Annotated in this window: 16 protein-coding genes and 1 pseudogene; 4 read left to right on the top strand and 13 right to left on the bottom strand. The window is 70.5% G+C overall.

The window, feature by feature from the left end:
* The first annotated feature begins 130 nt into the window (after positions 1-130).
* The gene (locus tag AC07O4_RS25490) at positions 131-1063 is read left to right on the top strand and encodes a LysR substrate-binding domain-containing protein (RefSeq protein ID WP_495305986.1); all 933 of its coding nucleotides are present in this window, start codon (positions 131-133) and stop codon (positions 1061-1063) included.
* Here AC07O4_RS25490 and AC07O4_RS25485 read toward each other — a convergent pair.
* From AC07O4_RS25485 to AC07O4_RS25440, 10 genes and pseudogenes are all read right to left on the bottom strand, one after another.
* A complete protein-coding gene (locus AC07O4_RS25485) occupies positions 1060-1767 on the bottom strand; it encodes an ABC transporter ATP-binding protein (protein WP_495305985.1) in 708 nt (235 codons plus the stop codon). The genes AC07O4_RS25490 and AC07O4_RS25485 overlap by 4 nt on opposite strands.
* 7 nt (positions 1768-1774) lie before the next feature.
* Complete coding sequence (locus AC07O4_RS25480) at positions 1775-2482, bottom strand: ABC transporter ATP-binding protein (RefSeq protein WP_495305984.1); 708 nt, start codon at positions 2480-2482, stop codon at positions 1775-1777.
* A complete protein-coding gene (locus AC07O4_RS25475; protein WP_495305983.1) occupies positions 2479-3549 on the bottom strand; it encodes a branched-chain amino acid ABC transporter permease in 1071 nt (356 codons plus the stop codon). The genes AC07O4_RS25480 and AC07O4_RS25475 overlap by 4 nt, the downstream gene beginning before the upstream one ends.
* Complete coding sequence (locus tag AC07O4_RS25470) at positions 3546-4415, bottom strand: branched-chain amino acid ABC transporter permease (protein WP_062476232.1); 870 nt, start codon at positions 4413-4415, stop codon at positions 3546-3548. The genes AC07O4_RS25475 and AC07O4_RS25470 overlap by 4 nt, the downstream gene beginning before the upstream one ends.
* 12 nt (positions 4416-4427) lie before the next feature.
* A complete protein-coding gene (locus tag AC07O4_RS25465; protein WP_495305982.1) occupies positions 4428-5693 on the bottom strand; it encodes an ABC transporter substrate-binding protein in 1266 nt (421 codons plus the stop codon).
* Positions 5694-5735: 42 nt separating this feature from the next.
* The gene (locus AC07O4_RS25460; protein WP_495305981.1) at positions 5736-7238 is read right to left on the bottom strand and encodes an aldehyde dehydrogenase family protein; all 1503 of its coding nucleotides are present in this window, start codon (positions 7236-7238) and stop codon (positions 5736-5738) included.
* A gap of 46 nt (positions 7239-7284) precedes the next feature.
* Complete coding sequence (locus tag AC07O4_RS25455) at positions 7285-7677, bottom strand: nuclear transport factor 2 family protein (RefSeq protein ID WP_095743473.1); 393 nt, start codon at positions 7675-7677, stop codon at positions 7285-7287.
* A 27-nt stretch (positions 7678-7704) separates the two neighbouring features.
* Positions 7705-8505 carry a MoaF C-terminal domain-containing protein gene (locus AC07O4_RS25450; protein WP_492740953.1) on the bottom strand — a complete coding sequence of 267 codons (801 nt, stop codon included), beginning with the start codon at positions 8503-8505 and terminating at the stop codon, positions 7705-7707.
* Positions 8506-8520: 15 nt separating this feature from the next.
* Entirely contained in the window at positions 8521-9327 is an 807-nt protein-coding gene (locus tag AC07O4_RS25445) for an SDR family NAD(P)-dependent oxidoreductase (RefSeq protein WP_492732716.1), read from the bottom strand.
* A 79-nt stretch (positions 9328-9406) separates the two neighbouring features.
* A pseudogene (locus tag AC07O4_RS25440) lies at positions 9407-10999 on the bottom strand (GMC family oxidoreductase); the annotation flags it as partial.
* Positions 11000-11142: 143 nt separating this feature from the next.
* Here AC07O4_RS25440 and hemE point away from each other — a divergent pair.
* Positions 11143-12252, top strand: coding sequence for a uroporphyrinogen decarboxylase (hemE, locus tag AC07O4_RS25435; RefSeq protein ID WP_495305980.1), 1110 nt, complete (start codon positions 11143-11145; stop codon positions 12250-12252).
* A 413-nt stretch (positions 12253-12665) separates the two neighbouring features.
* Complete coding sequence (priA, locus tag AC07O4_RS25430; protein ID WP_492732737.1) at positions 12666-14813, top strand: replication restart helicase PriA; 2148 nt, start codon at positions 12666-12668, stop codon at positions 14811-14813.
* A 26-nt stretch (positions 14814-14839) separates the two neighbouring features.
* Here priA and AC07O4_RS25425 read toward each other — a convergent pair whose 3' ends face one another.
* A complete protein-coding gene (locus tag AC07O4_RS25425) occupies positions 14840-16483 on the bottom strand; it encodes a S41 family peptidase (protein WP_495305979.1) in 1644 nt (547 codons plus the stop codon).
* A gap of 116 nt (positions 16484-16599) precedes the next feature.
* Positions 16600-16809, bottom strand: a complete 210-nt coding sequence (locus tag AC07O4_RS25420; protein ID WP_062476199.1) for a hypothetical protein — start codon at positions 16807-16809, stop codon at positions 16600-16602.
* Positions 16810-17097: 288 nt separating this feature from the next.
* Between AC07O4_RS25420 and AC07O4_RS25415 the strand changes: the two genes are divergently transcribed.
* A complete protein-coding gene (locus tag AC07O4_RS25415) occupies positions 17098-17736 on the top strand; it encodes a hypothetical protein (RefSeq protein ID WP_095747417.1) in 639 nt (212 codons plus the stop codon).
* Positions 17737-17745: 9 nt separating this feature from the next.
* Here AC07O4_RS25415 and AC07O4_RS25410 read toward each other — a convergent pair whose 3' ends face one another.
* The gene (locus AC07O4_RS25410; protein ID WP_495305978.1) at positions 17746-18765 is read right to left on the bottom strand and encodes an AEC family transporter; all 1020 of its coding nucleotides are present in this window, start codon (positions 18763-18765) and stop codon (positions 17746-17748) included.
* Positions 18766-18887: the final 122 nt, after the last annotated feature.

Below are 18887 nucleotides of genomic sequence, written 5' to 3'. Positions count from 1 at the left end.
TGGAGGGGGTGGATAGGGCGCAGTCTAGGAACGCAGCATCATTCTGAAAAATTCATTTTCATTCACAGGCTATGCAGAAAAGATATGCCATGCTTTCTGCCTTGCACAGTGCAGCCCCAGGAGCCCCCGCATGTCGCGCCCGTTGAACTTCCGCCAGATCGAGGCCTTTCGCGCCGTGATGCAGACTGGCACCACCACAGCCGCGGCGGCCCTGCTGCACACCACGCAGCCCTCCGTGAGCCGCCTGCTCTCGCAGATCCAGCATGCCACCGGGCTCAAGCTGTTCGACATCCACAAGGGGCGGCTGCGCCCCACGCACGAGGCGCGCCAGCTGTTCGACACGGTGCAGCGCCACTTCCTGGGCCTGGACCGCATCGAGCAGAGCGTGGCGGTGCTGCGCAAGTCGGGCGCGGGCTCGCTGCGCGTGGGCTGCACGCCGGCGCTCGGGCTCGGTGTGATGCCGCAGGTGATCCATGCCTTCTCGCGGCTGCACCCCGAGGTGCACGTCAACCTGCAGACCGTCGGCACGCACGCCTTGCGCGAGGGCCTGCTCTACGGCCTGTACGACGTCGCGCTCAGCACCGCCGCCTTCCACGACCCGCAGCTCGACGCGGTCAGCCTGCACAAGGCCAGCGCGGTGTGCGTCGTGCATCCCGGGCATGCGCTGGCGCACCGCGACGCCATCCATGTGCGCGACCTGAAGCAGCAGGTGCTGCTCACGCTGAATGCCGACGACGAGATCCACCAGCAGTTCCAGCGCACGCTGCAGCAGCACCGCATCGAATGCGCCGCCACGGTCGAGACCACCTACTCGGTCACCATCTGCATGATGGCGGCGCAGGGCACCGGCGTCGGCATCGTCAACCCCTACGTGGCTTCCGTGTTCGCGCGCGACCTGAAGATCCTGCCGCTGTCGCCGCGCTGCCCGGTGGAGGTGTCGATGGCGTACTCGCCGCAGTCGGCGCCTTCGGCCATTGCCGAGGAGTTCACCGCGCAGCTGCGCGACCACTTCCAGGCCTTCGTGATGCCCACCGCACGGAAGGCGCAGAAGGCGCGCGCCTAGGCCGCCGCGAGATAGCTGCTGTGCAGGATCTCCGGCCGGCGGCGCAGTTCTTCCGACGAGCCCGCGAACGCCATGCGTCCGCGCTCCAGCACATAGGCACGGCTCGACACGGCCAGCGCCACCGTCGTGAACTGCTCGATCAGCAGCACGCCCACGCCCTCGCGCGCGACCTGCTGCACCACCTCGACCAGCCGCTTGACCACCGCGGGTGCGAGCCCCAGCGAGAGTTCATCGATCGCGAGGTAGCGCGGCTTGCCGATGAGCGCCTGTGCGATGCAGACCATCTGCTTCTGCCCACCCGACAGCGAACGCGCGGGCAGCGCGAGCTTCACGCGCAGTTCTGGGAACACGCCGAGCACACGCTCGACCGCATCGGCCACACCGGCCGCGGGCAGCGCGGTGGCGGCGGCGCGCAGGTTGTCGAGCACCGACAGCTCGCCGAGCACACGATGCCCCTCGGGCACCACCGCCACGCCCAACGCACGCACGCGCTCGGGCCGCTGGCCATGCAGCACATGGCCTTCGACCTCGATGCGCCCGCCCGACAACGGCAGCACGCCGCCAATGGCCATCACGGTGCTCGACTTGCCCGCGCCGTTGGCGCCCAGCAGCGCCGTCACCTCGCCCGGCGGCACCTGCAGGTCGATGCCGTGCAGCACGGCCTTGCCGCCGCGTTGCAGGCGCAGATCGGTCACGTTCAGCATGGGGTGGTCACTCCGTTCCCAGGTAGGCCTTGCGCACGGCCGGATCGTCGAGCACCTCGCGCGTCGGGCCGAGCGCGAGGCGGCGGCCGAAGTCGAGCACCAGCGTCTGCGTGCAGGTCGCGGCGATCAGGTCGACGTCGTGGTCGATGAGCAGCACCTGCGCGCCGCAGAAGGTGTGCACCGCGCCGATCGTGCGGCGCAGCACGCCGGCCTCCTGCTCGGTGAGGCCGGCGCCGGGCTCGTCGAGCAGCAGCAGCTTGGGCGCGCCGACCAGCGATTTCGCGAGCTCGAGCATGCGGCGCTGGAACAGGTTGAGGCGGTGGCCCATGACGGTCGCCACGTCGAGCAGGCCGGTGTGCGACAGCGCACGCGCCACCTGCGAGGCGGCCTCGCCGCGCGCATGCGGCACATGGTCGAGCAGCGCGCGCACGTTGTCCCACACGCTCAGGTCTTCCACCACCTGTTCGGTCTGGAACGAGCGGCGCAGGCCGAAGCGCACGCGCGCGATGGGCTTCAGGCCCAGCAGGTCGGTGCCGTCCACGGCCACGCGGCCGGCGCTGGGCAACACGAGGCCGCTCAGCACATTGACCAGCGTGGTCTTGCCCGCGCCGTTCGGTCCAATCAGGCCGCACACGGGCGCATCGAGCTGCGCCGTGAGCGCGTCGATGGCCTTGACGCCGCCGAAGGCGACGGTGAGATCGTCGATGCGGATCATGGCGCGGCGTCCTTGTCCTTCGGTGCGGCGAAGCGTTGGCGCACCGCATCGAACACGCCCGTCAGCTGCCCCGCGATGCCGCTCGGCGCGGTGATGAGCGCATGCAGCAGCGCCACGCCGAAGAAGATCATCGCGAGGTAGCCGTTGACGCCGAAGTCGGTCAACAGCGCCGGCACCGCGCGCAGCAGCAGCCCCGCGATGAGCGCGCCGGCCCAGTGGTACACGCCGCCCACCACCGTGAGCGCGAACAGCATCACCGATTCGCCGGCCGTGAAGGCGCGCCCGTCGAGCTGCCCCACGCCGCCCGCGAGCAGCGCACCGGCCACGCCGGCGCAGAAGCCCGCGAGCCCGAAGGCCCAGGTCTGGTAGCGCAGGATGTTCACGCCGGCCGCCACGGCCGCCGCCTCGCCGCGCCGGATCAGCGCCCACGAGCGGCCCGCGCGCGTGCGCCGGTGCAGCTCGATCAGCGCCAGCACCGCGGCCAGCCACACGGCGACGTAGCGGAAGTACGCGGCGTCCGACGACGCCAGCGCGGGCCTGGGCATCATCAGCCGCTCGCTGCCGAACACGCGGCCCAGCCAGCCCGCGCCGCCGTCGGGAAAGCCCGTCACGTTGACGACCACCTGGAAGCCGCCCGCCATCATCATCGTGACGAGCGCCAGGTACAGCCCCTTGAGCCGCAGCGCCGGCAGCCCCGCGAGCATGCCCACGACGCACGACAGCAGCCCGCCCGCGAGCACCGACAGCTCGAAGGGCCAACCCAGCCCGTGCCCCGCGCGCAGCGCGACCCAGCCGCCCGCGCCGAGCAGCGCGTACTGGCACAGCGACACCAGCCCGAGCTGGCCATAGAGCAGCGCCACGCCGGCCGCCGCGACCGACAGCGCGAGCGACGACGTGAGCGTCTTGATCCAGTACGCGTTCGTGAACCACGGCACGGCCCAGCCGATCAGCAGCACGCAGGCCACCATGAGCACGAGCGAGCGGCGGGCGCGGCGCGTGGCTTGCGCCAGCGCGGCGGGTGCTGCGTGGGACGCGGGCATGGCGCCTTCGAGGATCGATGCGTTCATGCCGACCGCGTCCCCGCGCGGTAGAACACGATCATCGCCAGCGCGATGAGGAAGGGCGTGGCCGTGCGAAAGGCCGCGAAGCCCGGCACCGTGATCGCCAGCGCCTCCAGCACGCCGATGGCGATGCCGCCCGCCACGGTCGCCGGCAGCGAATGCAGCCGGCCGATGATCGCGGCGGCGAACGCCGGAATCACGAGAAAGGTCAGCAGCGTGGCCTGCAGCCGCACGATGTTGGCCAGCAGCAGCCCGCACACGCCCGCGAAGGCGCCGCTCAATATCCACGCCACCGTGTCGACGCCGAGCACGCGGATGCCGAGCAGCGCGCTCAAGTCGCGGTCGTTGGCCAGCGCGCGCATCTTCAGCCCCACGCGCGTCTTCGACAGCAGCAGGCCGACGCCGCCCATCATCAACACCGCCAGCGCCAGGCCGAGTGCGCGCGTGTGCGTGAGCCGCACCTCGACCTCGCCCAGCACGAATTCGAGCGCGCCGCCGTCGGTCGGCAGCACCAGGCGGCGCGGCTGTTCGCCCCAGGTCCATTCGGTGAAGCCCACCACCACGAGCGCGAAGCCCAGCGTGGCGATGCTGCGGATGGTCGGGTCGCGATGCGACAGGCGCGGCGCCAGCAGGCGCCCGTAGGCCAGCGACAGCGCCATGGCCGCGAGCACCGCCGCGCACCACGCCAGGCCCTGCGGCCAGTCGGCCTCCAACAGCGTCCAGGCCACGTACGCACCGAGCGCGCCGATGGCGCCGAAGGCGAAGTTCAGCACGCCCGACGAGCGATAGAGCACCACCAGCCCCACGCCCGAGAGCGCGTACACCGCGCCCAGGCCCAGGCCCGAGATGACGAAAGGCAGGTAGTCCTCCATGGCCCGGCGCGCTTACTTCAGGCCCATCTTCTGCTCGTCGGCACGGATGTCGACCAGCTCCGGGTCGTCCGCCGTGAGGCAGCCGCCGGGCGCAAAGCGCCAGCCGTTGCCGTCGGGACTGGCCATGGGGCCGCTGTTGTTGGCGTTGTGGCGGTTGCCGCTGCCCACGTAGAAGGGCTTGCAGAGAATGTCGCTGCGGAAGTCGCTCACCTTGCGCAGCGCATCGGTCACGCCGGCGCGGTCTATCTTCTTCGGGTCCATCTTCAGCATCGCCTGCGTGGCCAGGCGCGCGGCCAGGTAGCCGGCCTGCGAGAAGGTGTCGCGCGGGTCGCTCTTGGCACCGTGCTTGTCCATCACCGCCAGCCAGTTCTTGTTGTCGGGCCCGGCCGACTCGAGCGGGTTGAATTCGAGGTTGACGTCGAAGTTGCCCTTCCAGTACGGCCCGATGGCCTTGGGCACGTCGACGTTGTAGGCCGGCGCGGCCGACACGAAGTGGATCTTCTTGCCCAGGTTCTGCTGCTCGGCCGCGGCCAGCATCGGCACCAGGATGCCCTTGGGCACGTTCATGATGATGGTGTCGGGCTTCTTCGCGGCGGCCTGCAGCATGGTCGAGGTGGCGTCGGCCGAGCCGGGGTCGATGGTGAGGGTCTCGACCGTCACGCCGTTCTTCCTGCCCCATTCCTTCGGCCCTTCGCAGGCCCAGTTGCCCAGGCTCGGGATGTTCGGAATGATGCAGACCATCTTCTTGGCCTTGTACTTCTGCGCGGCGTACATCGCGGCGATGGTGGCCGACACGCGCGGCCCCGCATTCACCGGCACGTAGTTGCGCGCGTTGAAGCACTCGCGCGGCACGCCGGTGCCGGCGATGACCATCACGCCCTCGTCGGCGTACATCTTGGCGTTGGCGCCGCACTCCACGAAGCTGGTGCTGCCCACGAGCGCGACCACCTTGCGGTCCTTCACGAGCTTGGAAGCCACCTGCGCGGCCGTCTCGGGGTTCCACTGGTCGTCGAGCACGAGGTAGTCGACGGGCCGGCCGTGGATGCCGCCGTTGGCGTTGACGCACTTGAAGTACGCGGCCGCCGCCTGGCCCGAGGCGCTGAAGTCGTCGGGGCCGGTCTTGCCGACCACGGCGCCGATGGGAATGGGCTCGCCCGTGGCGGGCTTGCCGGTGTTGAGGCCGCAGTCGGGGCCCGCCTGCGCCCAGGCGCCGCTGAAACCGGCCAGGCCCAGCGCGCCGGCAACGGCCGACAGCGCGATTCGTCTTTTGCTTTGCATGAGGTGTCTCCTTCTTTCTGGGTGATCGAAACCGGGGCGGGGCTACACCGCCATGCACACGCTCTTGAGTTCGGTGAAGCTCTCCACCGCCGCGCGCCCCAGGTCGCGCCCGCTGCCCGACTGCTTCACGCCGCCCAGCGGCAGCGCGTTGTCGAGCACGTTGTGCGCGTTGACCCAGACCACGCCCGCCTGCAGGCGCGGCACGATGCGGTGCACAGCCGAGAGATCGTTCGACCAGACGCTGGCGGCCAGGCCGTAGGCGCTGTCGTTGGCCAGGCGCACCGCGTCGTCCACGTCGTCGAAGGGCACGACCGTCGCGACCGGGCCGAACACTTCTTCGCGCGCGATGCGCATCGACGGCTGCGCGTCGACGAACACGGTGGGCTGCACGAAGCAGCCGCCGTCGAAGGCCTGGCGCCCGCCCGTGACCAGCGTGGCGCCCTCGGCCACCGCGCCGTCGATGTGCGCCATCACGCGCGCCAGGTGGCGCTTGGACACCAGCGGCCCGAACTGCGCCCTCGGGTCGAAGCCCGAGCCGATGTGCAGGCCCTCGGCCGCCTGCGCGAGCCGGCGCACCACCTCGTCGAACAGGCCGCGCTGCACGTACACGCGCGAACCCGCGGTGCACACCTGGCCCTGGTGGAAGAAGATGCCGTTGGCCGCGCCCTGCGCCGCCGCCACCGGGTCGGCGTCGCCGAGCACGATGAGCGGCGACTTGCCGCCCAGCTCCAGCGTGAAGCGCGCCATGCTGTCGACGGCCGCGTGGCCGATGTGCCGGCCCACCGCCGTCGATCCGGTGAAGCTGATCTTGCGGACGTCCGGGTGCGCGGCCAGTGCCGCGCCGGCCGTGGCGCCGCGCCCGCACACCACGTTGAGCGCGCCCGGCGGAAAGCCCGCCTCCAGCGCCAGTTCGGCCAGCCGCAGCGCGGTGAGCGGTGTTTCTTCCGAGGGTTTGAGCACCACGGTGCAGCCGGCCGCGAGCGCGGGCGCCACCTTCCACAGCGCGATGGCGAGCGGAAAGTTCCACGGCACGATGGCCGCGACCACGCCCACCGGCTCGCGCCGCGTGTACGTGACCCACTGCGCGCCGGGGATGCCGATGGAGTTGTCGAGCGTCTGGCCTTCGAGCTTGGTGGCCCAGCCCGCCATGTAGCGCACGAACTCCGCGCCCGCGCCCACGTCGACCATGCGCGCGATGCCGCGCAGCTTGCCGCTTTGCAGGGTTTCGAGCGCGCTGAGCTCGTCGGCGTGCGACTCGATGAGCGTCGAGAGCGTGTACAGCATGCGCTCGCGGTCGGCCGGGCGCAGCGACTTCCAGGCGGCGCCCTCGAAGGTGCGGCGCGCGCCGGCGACGGCGGCGTGCACGTCGTCCGCGTCGCTGTCGGGGGCCTCGGCCACGGTCATCTCGGTGGCCGGGTCGACCACCGGCAGGTACTGCCCGTTGCGGGGCACGACCTCGTGGCCGTCGATGTGGTTGCCGCGGCGGCGCTGCGCCAGCAGGCCCACCTGGCCGAGGTGTTCGATCGAGAGGTCGCGCAGATTCATGGGCGGGCTCCGGGAAGGGATGCGAGGGATGCGAAAGAAAGTGGCGTCACGGTTGCATGGCGCGCGCGACGAGCAGCGTGTCGGTGAACTGCTCGAAGCGCTGCACCTTTCCGCCCTGCACCTGCCACACATGCGTGACGCGGGCCTGCATCGGCTTGCCCGTGGTGCGGTGGCGCGCGTGGTAGTCGCCGATGCCGACCACGGTGTCGCCGCCGTCGACCAGCCGCTCGAGCACGAAGCGGTAGCCCTCCCACTCGGCGCCGAGCACCTGGAAGACCTTCTCGACCACCTGCGCGGGGCCGACGTGCGTGCCGGCGCAGGGAAAGCCGGCCATCTCGGTCCACTGCACGTCATTGGCCACGTCGGCGAACATCGCGGCGAGGTCGTGGCGGTCGGAGGCGGCGTAGTGGTCGGCCACGATCTGGTAAGGGGTGCGCATGAAAAAAGCTCCTGGACAACGGTGAGGTCAGACGGGCCCGAACTCGGGCGGGTAGAAGGTCTGCGAGGCCTTGCGCATGAAGGCGCCAGCGGGGTTGTTGGCGATCGCGCCGGTGCCGGTGAGCCCGAGGAACTTGCCGGTCGAGCGACCGTTCGCGAAGTCGAAGAAGAACACCGACGCGACCGGGATCAAAAACTCGCGGAAGGTGAAGACGTACTGGTCGTCGTCGAACTTCCAGTAGCTCGCGAGGTCGACGTCGCCGTGGCCACGCTGCACGCCCACCAGGCACTGCCAGGCGTAGCGCTCGGCGCTCAGGTAGGTGTGCTCGTAGGTGTGGTTGGGGCTGTAGGTCTGCCAGGTGCGCAGGCCGATGAGGTCGCGCGTGGCGTGCGGTGCGCTGCCAGTGGCAGTGCCGCCTTCGAGCGTGCCGGGCCAGAAGTCCTGCGGCACGCGCGGCTGGCCCGCGGCCTCGTCGGCGCCGACGATGCGGCAGCGGATGGCGAGCACGCGGCGCGTGCGCGTGTTGAGGACCACGGTCAGCGCCTCGCTCGGGCGGCTGGCCTGCGTGATGTCGAGGAAGAAGGTGTCGGGCGCGACCTCGATGGCCTCGTACCAGTCGCCCTGGCCTTCGCCCCCGCGTGCGCCGTCTTCATGCCAGTCGAGCGTGTGCTGCGCGCGCGGCTGCAGCGTGAGCTGGAAGCCGGGCAGCGCGAGCCGCAGCGTCTGGCCGGCGAGTGCGTCGGTGGCGGGCAGGCGGTTGGTTGCGATGCCGAGGGCGAACTGGTCGTAGGTCTTCCAGTCGGCGGGCTTGGTGGTGTCGGTGCTCATGGCGTCTTTCCTTCTTCAGGCGTCGTGCGCGAAAGCGATGGTGGGCAGGTCGACCGCGGACGCGCCGCCATCGACCATCAGCGAGCTGCCGCTGACCATCGCGGCCAGCGGCGAGGCGAGGAACAGCACGGCGTTCGCCACGTCGTCGGGGCTCGCGGCGCGGCCCATGGGCACGTCGCGCGTGACGAGGTCGTAGGCCGCATCGGTGTTCGGCAGGTGGTGCTTGTCGACGAGCACCTGCATCTGCTCGTCGGCCATCTCGGTGCGCACCCAGCCGGGGCACACGGCGTTCACGCGCACGCCCTGCTGGCCGTAGTCACGCGCCAGCGAACGCACGAGGCCGATGAGCGCGTGCTTCATGGTCACGTAGCCGACCACGCCCGGCCCCGCGAAGTGGCCCGCGAGCGACGAGAGCACGACGATGTTGCCGCGCCGCGCGATGAGCTCGGGCAGCAGCTCGCGTGCGCAGACGAAGGCGGTGTCGAGGTTCAGGCGCGTGGACAGCGCCCACGAGGCGTCGTCGGTCGAAAGCGCATCGCCCACGCCGTGGCCGCCCGCGTTGGCGACCAGCACGTCGACGCCGCCGAAGCGTTCGCGTGCGGCGGTCAGGGCGCGCTGCACATCGGCAGTGTTCGCTGCGTCGCCCGCCACCGCGAGCCCGCCGAGCTTCGACGCCACCGCTTCGAGCTGCGCGAGGCGGCGCCCCATCAGCACCACGCGGCCGCCCGCCGCGACGAACTGCGCGGCCACCGCCGCACCGATGCCGGTGCCGCCGCCGGTGATGAAGGCGACCTTGCCGGCCATGGAATTCGGGGAACTCATTCGCTGTGTCTCCTGGTTGGGAAGGACTCTAGGTTTCAGTGCGCTTCGGCGATTGACCGACCGTGCAATCTCAGTTGCCTGACAGCGCGAAGTCGGCGCAGCGCTCGGCCAGCATCACGGTCGGCGCGTTGGTGTTGCCGCTGACGAGCGAAGGCATCACCGAGGCATCGCACACGCGCAGCCTGGCCACGCCGTGCACGCGCATGCGCGCATCGACCACGGCCATGGCGTCGCGGCCGATGCGGCAGGTGCCGCTCGGGTGGTAGACGGTCTTGGCGCGCTCGCGCACGTAGGCCTCGAGGGCCTCGTCGGACATGTCGTCGGCGGCCGACGGCGCCAGCTCTTCGGACACCACCTCGCGCAGCGCCGGCGCGCGCAGGATGCGGCGCGCCAGCTTCACGCCGCGCACCAGCGTGTCGACGTCGGCCTGCGCCTGCAGGTAGCCGCCGTCGAACAGGATCGGCGCCATCGGGTCGGCGCTGCGCAGTGCCACGCGCCCGCGCGACTGCGGGCGCAGGAAGCAGGGATTGATCGACAGGCCGTGGCCGGCCAGCGGTTCGCGGTCGACGTCGCCCACGAGCACGGGCAGCACGTGGAACTGCAGGTCGGGCCGGCCTTCGCCGGTGGTGTCGACGAAGCCCCCGCTCTCGACCACGTTCGAGGTGAGCAGGCCGGAGCCGAACATCATCCATTGCAGGCCGTGCTTCAGCGCCGCCAGGCCGCGGTCGTTGCCCAGCAGGCTCACGGGCTCGCGCGTGCGGCCGTAGACCGACACCTCCAGGTGGTCCTGGAAGTTCTCGCCCACGCCGGGCAGGTCTTTCACCACCGGCAGGCCCAGCGCCTGCAACTGCGCGCCGGGGCCGATGCCCGACAGCAGCAGGAGCTTGGGCGAGGCGAGCGCGCCAGCCGAGAGGATCACTTCGTCGCGCGCGGTGGCAACCACCTCTTCGCCGCTGCCGTTGCGGCCCGTGCGGTAGACCACGCCGGTCGCCGCACCATCCTGCGTGAGCACGCGCAGCACGTGCGCGCCCGTCACCACGGTGAGCTTCGGGTCGTCGCGCACGGCCGCGAGGTAGGTGGCGGCGGTGCTGGCGCGCCGGCCTTCGAAGGTGGTGGTCTGGTAGAAGCCCACGCCGGCCTGGGCGGCGCCGTTGAAGTCGTCGTTGTAGGCAAGGCCGCTTTGCTGCGCGGCGCGCAGGAAGGCCAGGCTCAGCGGATGGCGAAAGCGCGTGTCGCTCACCTTCAGCGGCCCGTTCGTGCCGTGCAGCTCGCAGGCGAAGCGCGCGTTGCCCTCGGCCTTGCGGAACCACGGCAGCACGTCGCGCCAGCCCCAGCCTTCGCAGCCCTGCGCCTCCCAGCCGTCGTAGTCGGCCGGCGTGCCGCGCACGTAGACCATGGCATTGATCGAGCTGCCGCCGCCCAGCGTGCGGCCTTGCGGCACGAACATCTTGCGGCCGGCGGCGGCGGGCTGCGGCTCGCTCTCGTAGGCCCAGGTGCGCTCGGTGCCGATCACGCGCACGAAGGTGGCGGGCATGTGGATGAAGCGGTCGTCGTCGGGCGGGCCCGCCTCCAGCAGCAGCACGCGGCGCCCGGCGCGCACCAGCCGGTGCGCCAGCACGCAGCCGGCCGAGCCGGCGCCCACCACCACCACATCGAAAACCTGCTGCGCCATGTCTGTTCCAGACCGAAGTTGTTGTCGGGAACGGATGCTCGCGGCTGGCGCGCGCCCTGGCGCATCGGGGCGGGTTGATGCAACGCAAAGTGCGCTGTCGGTCAACTGACGGCGAACGCGGGGGGCCCTGCGACAATCGGGCCATGCCTTTCGCCCCTTTGCAAAACGACACCTTCCTGCGGGCCTGCTGGCGCCAGGCCACCGATCACACGCCCGTCTGGCTCATGCGCCAGGCCGGCCGCTACCTGCCTGAATACGTTGCCACGCGCGCCAAGGCCGGCAGCTTCATGGGGCTGGCCACCAACACCGACTACGCCACCGAGGTCACGCTGCAGCCGCTGGCGCGCTACCCGCTGGACGCGGCCATCCTCTTTTCGGACATCCTCACCGTGCCCGACGCGATGGGCCTGGGCCTGTCGTTCGAGGCCGGCGAAGGCCCGCGCTTTGCGCGCCCGGTGCGCGACGAAGCGGCCGTGGCCGCGCTCGAAGTGCCCGACATGGACAAGCTGCGCTATGTGTTCGACGCCGTGGGCTCGATCCGCAAGGCGCTGAACGGCCGCGTACCGCTGATCGGCTTCTCGGGCAGCCCGTGGACGCTGGCCTGCTACATGGTCGAAGGCGCGGGCTCGAGCGACTACCGCCTCGTGAAGAGCATGCTGTACGGCCGCCCCGACCTGATGCACCGCGTGCTCGCGGTCAATGCCGATTCCGTGGCCGCCTACCTCAACGCCCAGATCGACGCCGGCGCGCAGGCCGTGATGATCTTCGACAGCTGGGGCGGCGTGCTCGCCGACGGCGCCTTCCACGAATTCAGCCTGGCCTACACCGCGCGCGTGCTCGCCGGCCTGAAGCGCCACGGCCCCGACGGCCAGCCGGTGCCGCGCATCGTCTTCACCAAGGGCGGCGGCCTGTGGCTGGGCGCCATGCGCGCGCTCGACTGCGAAGTGCTCGGCGTCGACTGGACCGTCAACCTGGCCGCCGCGCGCCGCCTCGTGGCCGAAGGCACCGAGGACAAGGCCAAGGCGATCCAGGGCAACATCGACCCGAGCGTGCTGTTCGCCCCGCCCGCGGCCATCGAGGCCGAGGTCGGCAAGGTGCTGCAGGCCTTCGGCAAGCCCCACACCGACCGCACCACGGCGGGCCCGACGCACATCTTCAACCTGGGCCACGGCATCAGCCAGTTCACGCCGCCCGACCACGTCGCGGCGCTGGTCCAGGCGGTGCACGACCAGTCGCGCGCGCTGCGCACTTGAGCTAACAAATGTGAACTGCCGACCGCCCGGTTGGCAGACTCAGCGCCCCCTGAAAGCCAGTCGCCCGGCGTTTGTCAAGCCCTAAAACGGCCCCGGACGCCCGACTTATGCACAAAACGCGTGTTGCACTGCGCAAGATTATCTGAGGGGGCATTGGTTCTGCTCCTAAACCAATAGCGACGCTAAGTGGTTGATTTATATAGGTTTTGATTTTTGCTTTTTTTACAGGCATTCCAGCGGAAGCCTTGAAAATCAAGGCTTCGGCGACTATCCAGCCGTCTTGTCAACAAAGTTATCCACAGAAACTCTGGATGACCGCCAAAGCGCTGTGAAATCAACAACTTAAGCGGTCTTGCTCCAAAACGCATTAACAAACCTTGCCAAAAAGGACGCCCAGCCCCTCCGCCGAATCGCTGCCCGAAGCCGGCGCGCCGACGGTCACATCCGCCACAAACGTCTCCTACCCCTGGCGACTCGACATCGCGGTGCAGACGCCCGCGCATGCCGCGCTGGGTGACCTGCTGAGCTACGCCGGCGCCGAGCCGCTGGTGCCGGGCACGCTGGTGCGGGTGCCGCTGGGCAAGCGCGAGGTGCTGGGCGTGGTCTGGAACGAGCCGACCTCGCTGGAGGGCGCCGAGCCCGACATGGCGCTCAAACCCGTGGGCGCGGCGCTCGACGCGCTGGCGCCGCTGGGCGAGGCCTGGCGCGACCTGGTGGCGTTTGCCGGGCGCTACTACCAGCGCTCGATCGGCGAAATCGCGCTGGCCGCCCTGCCGCCGCAGCTGCGCGACCTGAGCACGACGCAGCTGGCACGCCGCCTCAAGCGCAAGACCACGGCCGGGCCGGTGGCCGAAACCGCCGAATCCGCGAACCTGATTGCTCTCTCCGACGAACAGTCGGCCGCGCTGGCCCGCATCGAGGCCGGCACCGGCACCTTCCTGCTGGTGGGCAGCACGGGCAGCGGCAAGACCGAGGTCTACCTGCGCTGCGTGGCCGACCTGCTGGCGCGCGACCCCGAAGCGCAGGCGCTGGTGATGGTGCCCGAGATCAACCTCACGCCGCAGCTCGAGGCCCGCTTCAAGGCGCGCTTCGGCGACGAGGCCGTGGTGTCGCTGCACAGCGGCATGACGAACCCGCAGCGGCTGGCGAGCTGGCTGGCGGCGCACAGCGGCGCCGCGCGCATCGTGCTGGGCACGCGCATGGCGGTGTTCGCGTCGATCCCGGGGCTGAAGCTCATCGTGGTCGACGAGGAGCATGACCCGAGCTACAAGCAGCAGGAAGGCGCGCGCTACTCGGCGCGCGACCTCGCCGTGTGGCGCGGCCAGCGCGAAAAGGCCAAGGTGATCCTGGGCTCGGCCACGCCCTCGCTCGAGAGCTGGCACCAGAGCCGCCCGCCCGAGGGCGACGACCCAGGCGGGCGCTACGTGCGACTGGCCATGCCTTCGCGCATCGGCGCGGGCGCGCTGCCGGCGGTGCGGCTGGTGGACATGAACCTGCAGCCGCCGAAGACGGTGATCTCGGGCGCGCTGCTCGACGCCATCGGCCAGCGCATCGCGCGCGGCGAGCAGAGCATGATCTTCCTGAACCGGCGCGGCTATGCGCCGGTGCTGGCCTGCGGCGACTGCGGCTGGAAGAGCGAATGCCCGCACTGCAGCGCCTACCGCGTGTTCCACAAGATCGACCGCACGCTGCGCTGCCACCACTGCGGTTTCACCGAGCGCGTGCCGCGCGCCTGCCCGGCCTGCGGCAACCCCGACATCGCGCCCGTGGGCCGCGGCACCGAGCGGCTCGAGGAGCACCTGGCCGAGCTGTTCGCCGGCGTGAAACATGCGGACGGCAGCGCGGTGCGCATCGCGCGCATCGACGCCGACAGCACCAAGAAGCAAGGCGCGCTCGAATCGCAACTGGCCGCCGTGCATGCGGGTGAGGTCGACGTGCTCGTCGGCACGCAGATGATCGCCAAGGGCCACGACTTCCGCCGCATCACGCTGGTGGCCGCGGTGAACCCCGACGGTGCGCTGTTCTCCAGCGACTTCCGCGCGCCCGAGCGCTTGTTCAGCCTGTTGATGCAGTCGGCCGGCCGCGCGGGCCGCGACGCTGCCTACCTCGCAGCGCAAGGCGCCAAGGCCGAGATGTGGATCCAGACGCACCATGCGCCGCACCCGCTGTTCGCGGCGCTGCGCCGGCACGACTACGAAGCCTTCGCCAAGCAGCAGCTCGAAGAACGCCAGGCCGCCGCCATGCCGCCCTTCGCGTTCCAGGCGCTGGTGCGCGCCGACGCGCGCGAGCAGGCGGTGGCGCAGGGCTTCCTGAACCTCGCGGCCGACCAGGCCGAGGCGCTGCCCGGCGCCGACCTGGTCACGCGCTACCCGGCGGTGCCGCTGGCGATCCAACGCGTGGCGAACGTGGAGCGCGCGCAGATGCTCATCGAAAGCCCCTCACGCGCCGCGCTGCAGCGCCTGCTGGCCGCCTGGCAGCCGCTGCTGCACGAACTGCGGCGCACGCCCGAGGGCAAGGGCGTGATCCGCTGGCTGGTGGACGTGGACCCGCACAGCATCTGAGCGCGGCGCGCGTGCCTGCGCCTGCTTCAGCGCGGACGCAGGATGCGGTTGCGCAGGCCTTCGGGCTTGTGCAGCAAGGGCGCGGCGGGGCCGGCGACGGCTCGCTTGGCGAGGCGCCCGGCCGGTGCGACGGGGCAGGCCCCCGAGACCTGGTGCGCCAGTGCGGCGGCCAGGCGCGCCTCCTGCGGATCGCCGAGCGCACGGCTGAAATCGTCGGGCACGAAGCAGGTGGGCGTAATGCCATCGGGGTAGTCGCCGAAGCCCTTGGCGTTCACGCCCTGGAACTGCACGCTGAAGTAGGTGGTGCCGCAGTTGTCCTCGGGATAGAAGCCGTAGGGCTTGCCGCAGGTGGTGTCGCCGATCTGGACCACGTCGATGTCGATGCCGCGCAGGCCGTTGATGAACGCCTCGCTGGCCGAGCAGGTGTCGGGGCCCGTGAGCACGTAGACGCGTCGCAGGTCGAGGCTGGGCAGCGGAAGGGGCGGGTCGATGGGAGAAAGAAAGCCCAGGGTGGTGGCCCAGAACGGCGTGGGCGCGAGCGTGTTGCCAGTTACCGGATCGCGCTCGGTGTGCTTGTTGTTGAACCGCACGGTCTCGAAGGTCTTGCCGCGCGTCTGCGTCTCGCCGGCGACCATGAAGCCCAGTTGACTGGCCAGGTCCAGATAGCCGCCGCCGTTGTAGCGCAGGTCGACGACCAGCTCGGTGGCCCGCTGCGCGCGCAGCCACTCCATGGCGGCCTTCAGTTGCAGTTCCGCCGTGCCGATGTGGTCGTTGAATTGCAGGTAGCCAACCGTGCGGCCCGCGTTCGGGAGCGTCTTGACGTTCTGGACGGGGGTCGAGATCACCGGCGCCGCCGTCAGCGTGATGTCGCGCGGGGTGTTGCTGCCCGCGTCGACGACGGTGAACCGCGTGGACGTCCCCGGTGCAGCGCCAAAGAGCGCCGCGTTGATGACATCGACGCCTTCCTGCGTGGGGTCGTTCACGAAATCGACGCCGTTGACCCCGAGCACCCGGGCGCCGCGCGGCAGGCCGGCGCCCGTCGTGGCCGCGGGAGAGCCGGGCTCCACGTACGCCACGCGCAGATCGCGCGGCGGGGAGAGGGCAAAGAAAGCCCACTGCGCGCCGTATCCGACGGACGAGCCGGCGCCCGAGAGCGCATTCCACTCCTCGGTGGTGTAGGTGAAATGGAACTGGTCCTTGTCCCTGCCCGACGGCGTCACGGCGTGGGTCTTGAGCAGGTCGAAATAGTCGGCCGTGGCGTAGCGCGCGGGGTCCAGGTCCGGCACCTCGTCGTACCAGAGGTAGGTGTCGTTGATCCACGCGCGCAGCCAGTTGTTCTCGTCGAGCGTGCGACCGGCCTTGTCGGTGAACGGCTTGCCGTCGTAGCCCGTGCCGGTGCGCGGCGCCGCGCAGCGGTCCTTGTAGAGGCTCGCGGTCCGGAACACGCCCTCGACCCAGGGCGCGTTGCGCAAGGCATCGCCGTCGTCGGGCACGTCGGGCGGCGTCGTGGGTGGGGTGGTGGCAGGCGGCGGGGTGGCCGTGCCGCTGTTCGGCCAGAAGCTGACGGCCGAGCCCCCGTCTCCCCCGCCGCCGCAGGCGACGAGCACGGCCGTCGGAACGGACAGCAGCAGAAGACGGGCGAAACGAAAACGCAGAAGGAAAGGAGACACAGCGAGATTCCTGGAGGGCGGTAAGGCGCCGCCATCCTAGGAAGCTCTGCGTCGTTGCGCATTGGACCAAAGTCCTAGGCGCTGCACGAACGCGCCGCGTCGGTCGTCAGCCGTCGTCAGTGGTAGCCGGTGGGCTCCTTGCCCATGTCGACGTAGCGCAGCTCGTTGTGCCGTCGCCGCGCAATGCTGTTCGGCCAGGCGAACACGACGAGGCTCAGCGCGGCCAGCGCGAGCGCGGCGCCCGTGCCGATCGTGCCGGCATGCCAGAACCAGCCCACCGCAGCGAGCCAGGCCAACCACATCAGGATGCGAACCAGTATTGCCATCGCGCGCCCCACTTGGACCCTTCACACCTTGGACTCGGAACCACTGTAGCAGTGCAACTGCATACGCAAGCATTCATCTGAAGAGATAACGCACGGTATGCCTTTAGACATGCCCTGGGATTACCCCGAAATAATCTGCAAAAAGAGTTGACGGTACCCCCGCCCTTGCACAAGCTGTGCCTGTGCGGTTCCATCGCTGGGTCCGCGGTGTTTCGTGCCCGCTCGCTTGATGCAAAGGTCGCCGTGAAATCGTCGTCTCTTCTGGCTGGGGTTGCTGTGGCTGTCGCCGTGTCGCTTTCGTACCTTGCCGCTGCGGGGTCCGCGGGCGCGGCGGAACTCGAACTGCAGGGTCGGCGGCTGGTGGTGTCGGGCACGCTCGACGGCAGCAAGGTCAAGGCCTTCACCGAACTCCTGAGCAGCGGCACGGTGCGCACCGTGGTCTTCGAAGACTCGTTCGGCGGCACCGCCGAAGCGGCCGGCGCGTACGCCGACGCGATCCGCGAGAGCGGCGTGCAGACCGAGGTGCGCGGCCATTGCATGGCGGCCTGCGCCTACGCCTTCCTGGCCGGCAAGACGCACCGCTTCGGGCACGGCCTGCAGGTCAACGGCATCCTGGTGCCGGTGGCGACCCGCCCCACGGCGGCCGAGCTGGCGGTGCGCTGGCGCGGCGAGGAAGCCCGCAAGACGCTGGCCGATTTCACGCCCGCCCCCGGCACCACCGACGCGGCCCGCCCGATGGAAGCCACCGCGCCCGCCCCCAAGGACAACTGGCAGCCGGACCACGGCGTGCTCTTCACGGCCAGCCCGACGCTGTTCGGCCGCATCTACAACACCTACTACTGCGACGGCACGCAGGGCCGCGACTTCTCGAAGTGCGAGCGGCTGTCGGACGCCGATCCGTACAAGCTGGGCGTGCTGACCGAGTAGCGCCCCCGGTCAGCGCAGCGCGCCGACCGCCACCGGGAAGGTGAAGAACGCCGCCACCGTCGTCCACAGGATGATGCGTGCGATGCGGCCGTTGTCGGCGCCGAAGCGCTCGGCCAGCATCGACACGTTGCTCGCGCTCGGCAGCGCCGCGACCAGCACGATCACGGCCAGCGCCGAGGGGGCCAGCGGCAGCCCCAGCGCGATGGCGCCGCGCCCCAGCGCCCAGACCGCCAGCGGATGCAGCACCAGCTTCACCAGCACCACGGGCAGCACGTCGGCCAGCGGCGCCTTCGGCGTGGGCCTGGCGCCGGTGCCCATCGCCGCCGCCACCATGGCGCTGGCGCCGTGCTCGCGCGCCAGCAGCGCCGAGCGCGCCAGCACCGCGCCGATGGTGAAGAGCGCCACGGGCGAGGCCGCGTCGGCCAGCATGGCGATCGTGCGTTCGACCGGCCCGGGCAACTGCCAGCGCACCGCCGACAGCAGCACGCCCAGCAGGATCGACCACGGCATCGGGTTCACGAGGATGCCGCGCAGCGCCTTGCGCGCGGCCAGCGTGGCGCCGTGGCGTCCTGCGCTGCCGGCCCCGTCGAGCCGCGACAGCGCGATGCACAGCGACGAGGTCACGACCAGGTCGAACGCGATGGTGATGATGATCGGCCCGGCCGCCTGCGCGCCCAGCAGCGCCACCAGCAGCGGCACGCCCATGAAGCCGGTGTTCGGAAAGGCCGCCACCAGCGCGCCGAAGGCCGCGTCGTTCCAGCCGATGCGCGCATTGCGCGTGAACAGCACCACGCCCGCCACCACGGCCAGCGCGCAGATGCCCCAAATCAGTGCAACGCTGCCGTCCAGCAGCTGCGCGATGGGCGTGCCGGCGCCGAAGCGCAGCAGCATGCAGGGCAGCGCGAAATACAGCACGAAGGTGTTGAGCCCCGGGATCGCATCCAGCGGCAGGATGCGGGTGCGGGCGGCGGCGTAGCCGGCCGCGATCAGGGCGAAGAAAGGAAAAGTAACAAGGAAAACAGGCAGCACGCCGGCATTGTCGTCCTCCTTCGTCGCGCGATGCCCGCTGACACGGACGGCCGCAGCCGGGCCCGTATCATTGCCCGCTTTGCGACGGTCGCGCCCTGCGGCCCCTCCTGCCTTTTTCGCGT

The sequence above is a fragment of the Variovorax sp. GW821-FHT09D04 genome, from assembly GCF_059416405.1.
Note: the sequence above shows the minus strand (reverse complement) of the source record. Positions and strands in the feature narration are given on the sequence as shown.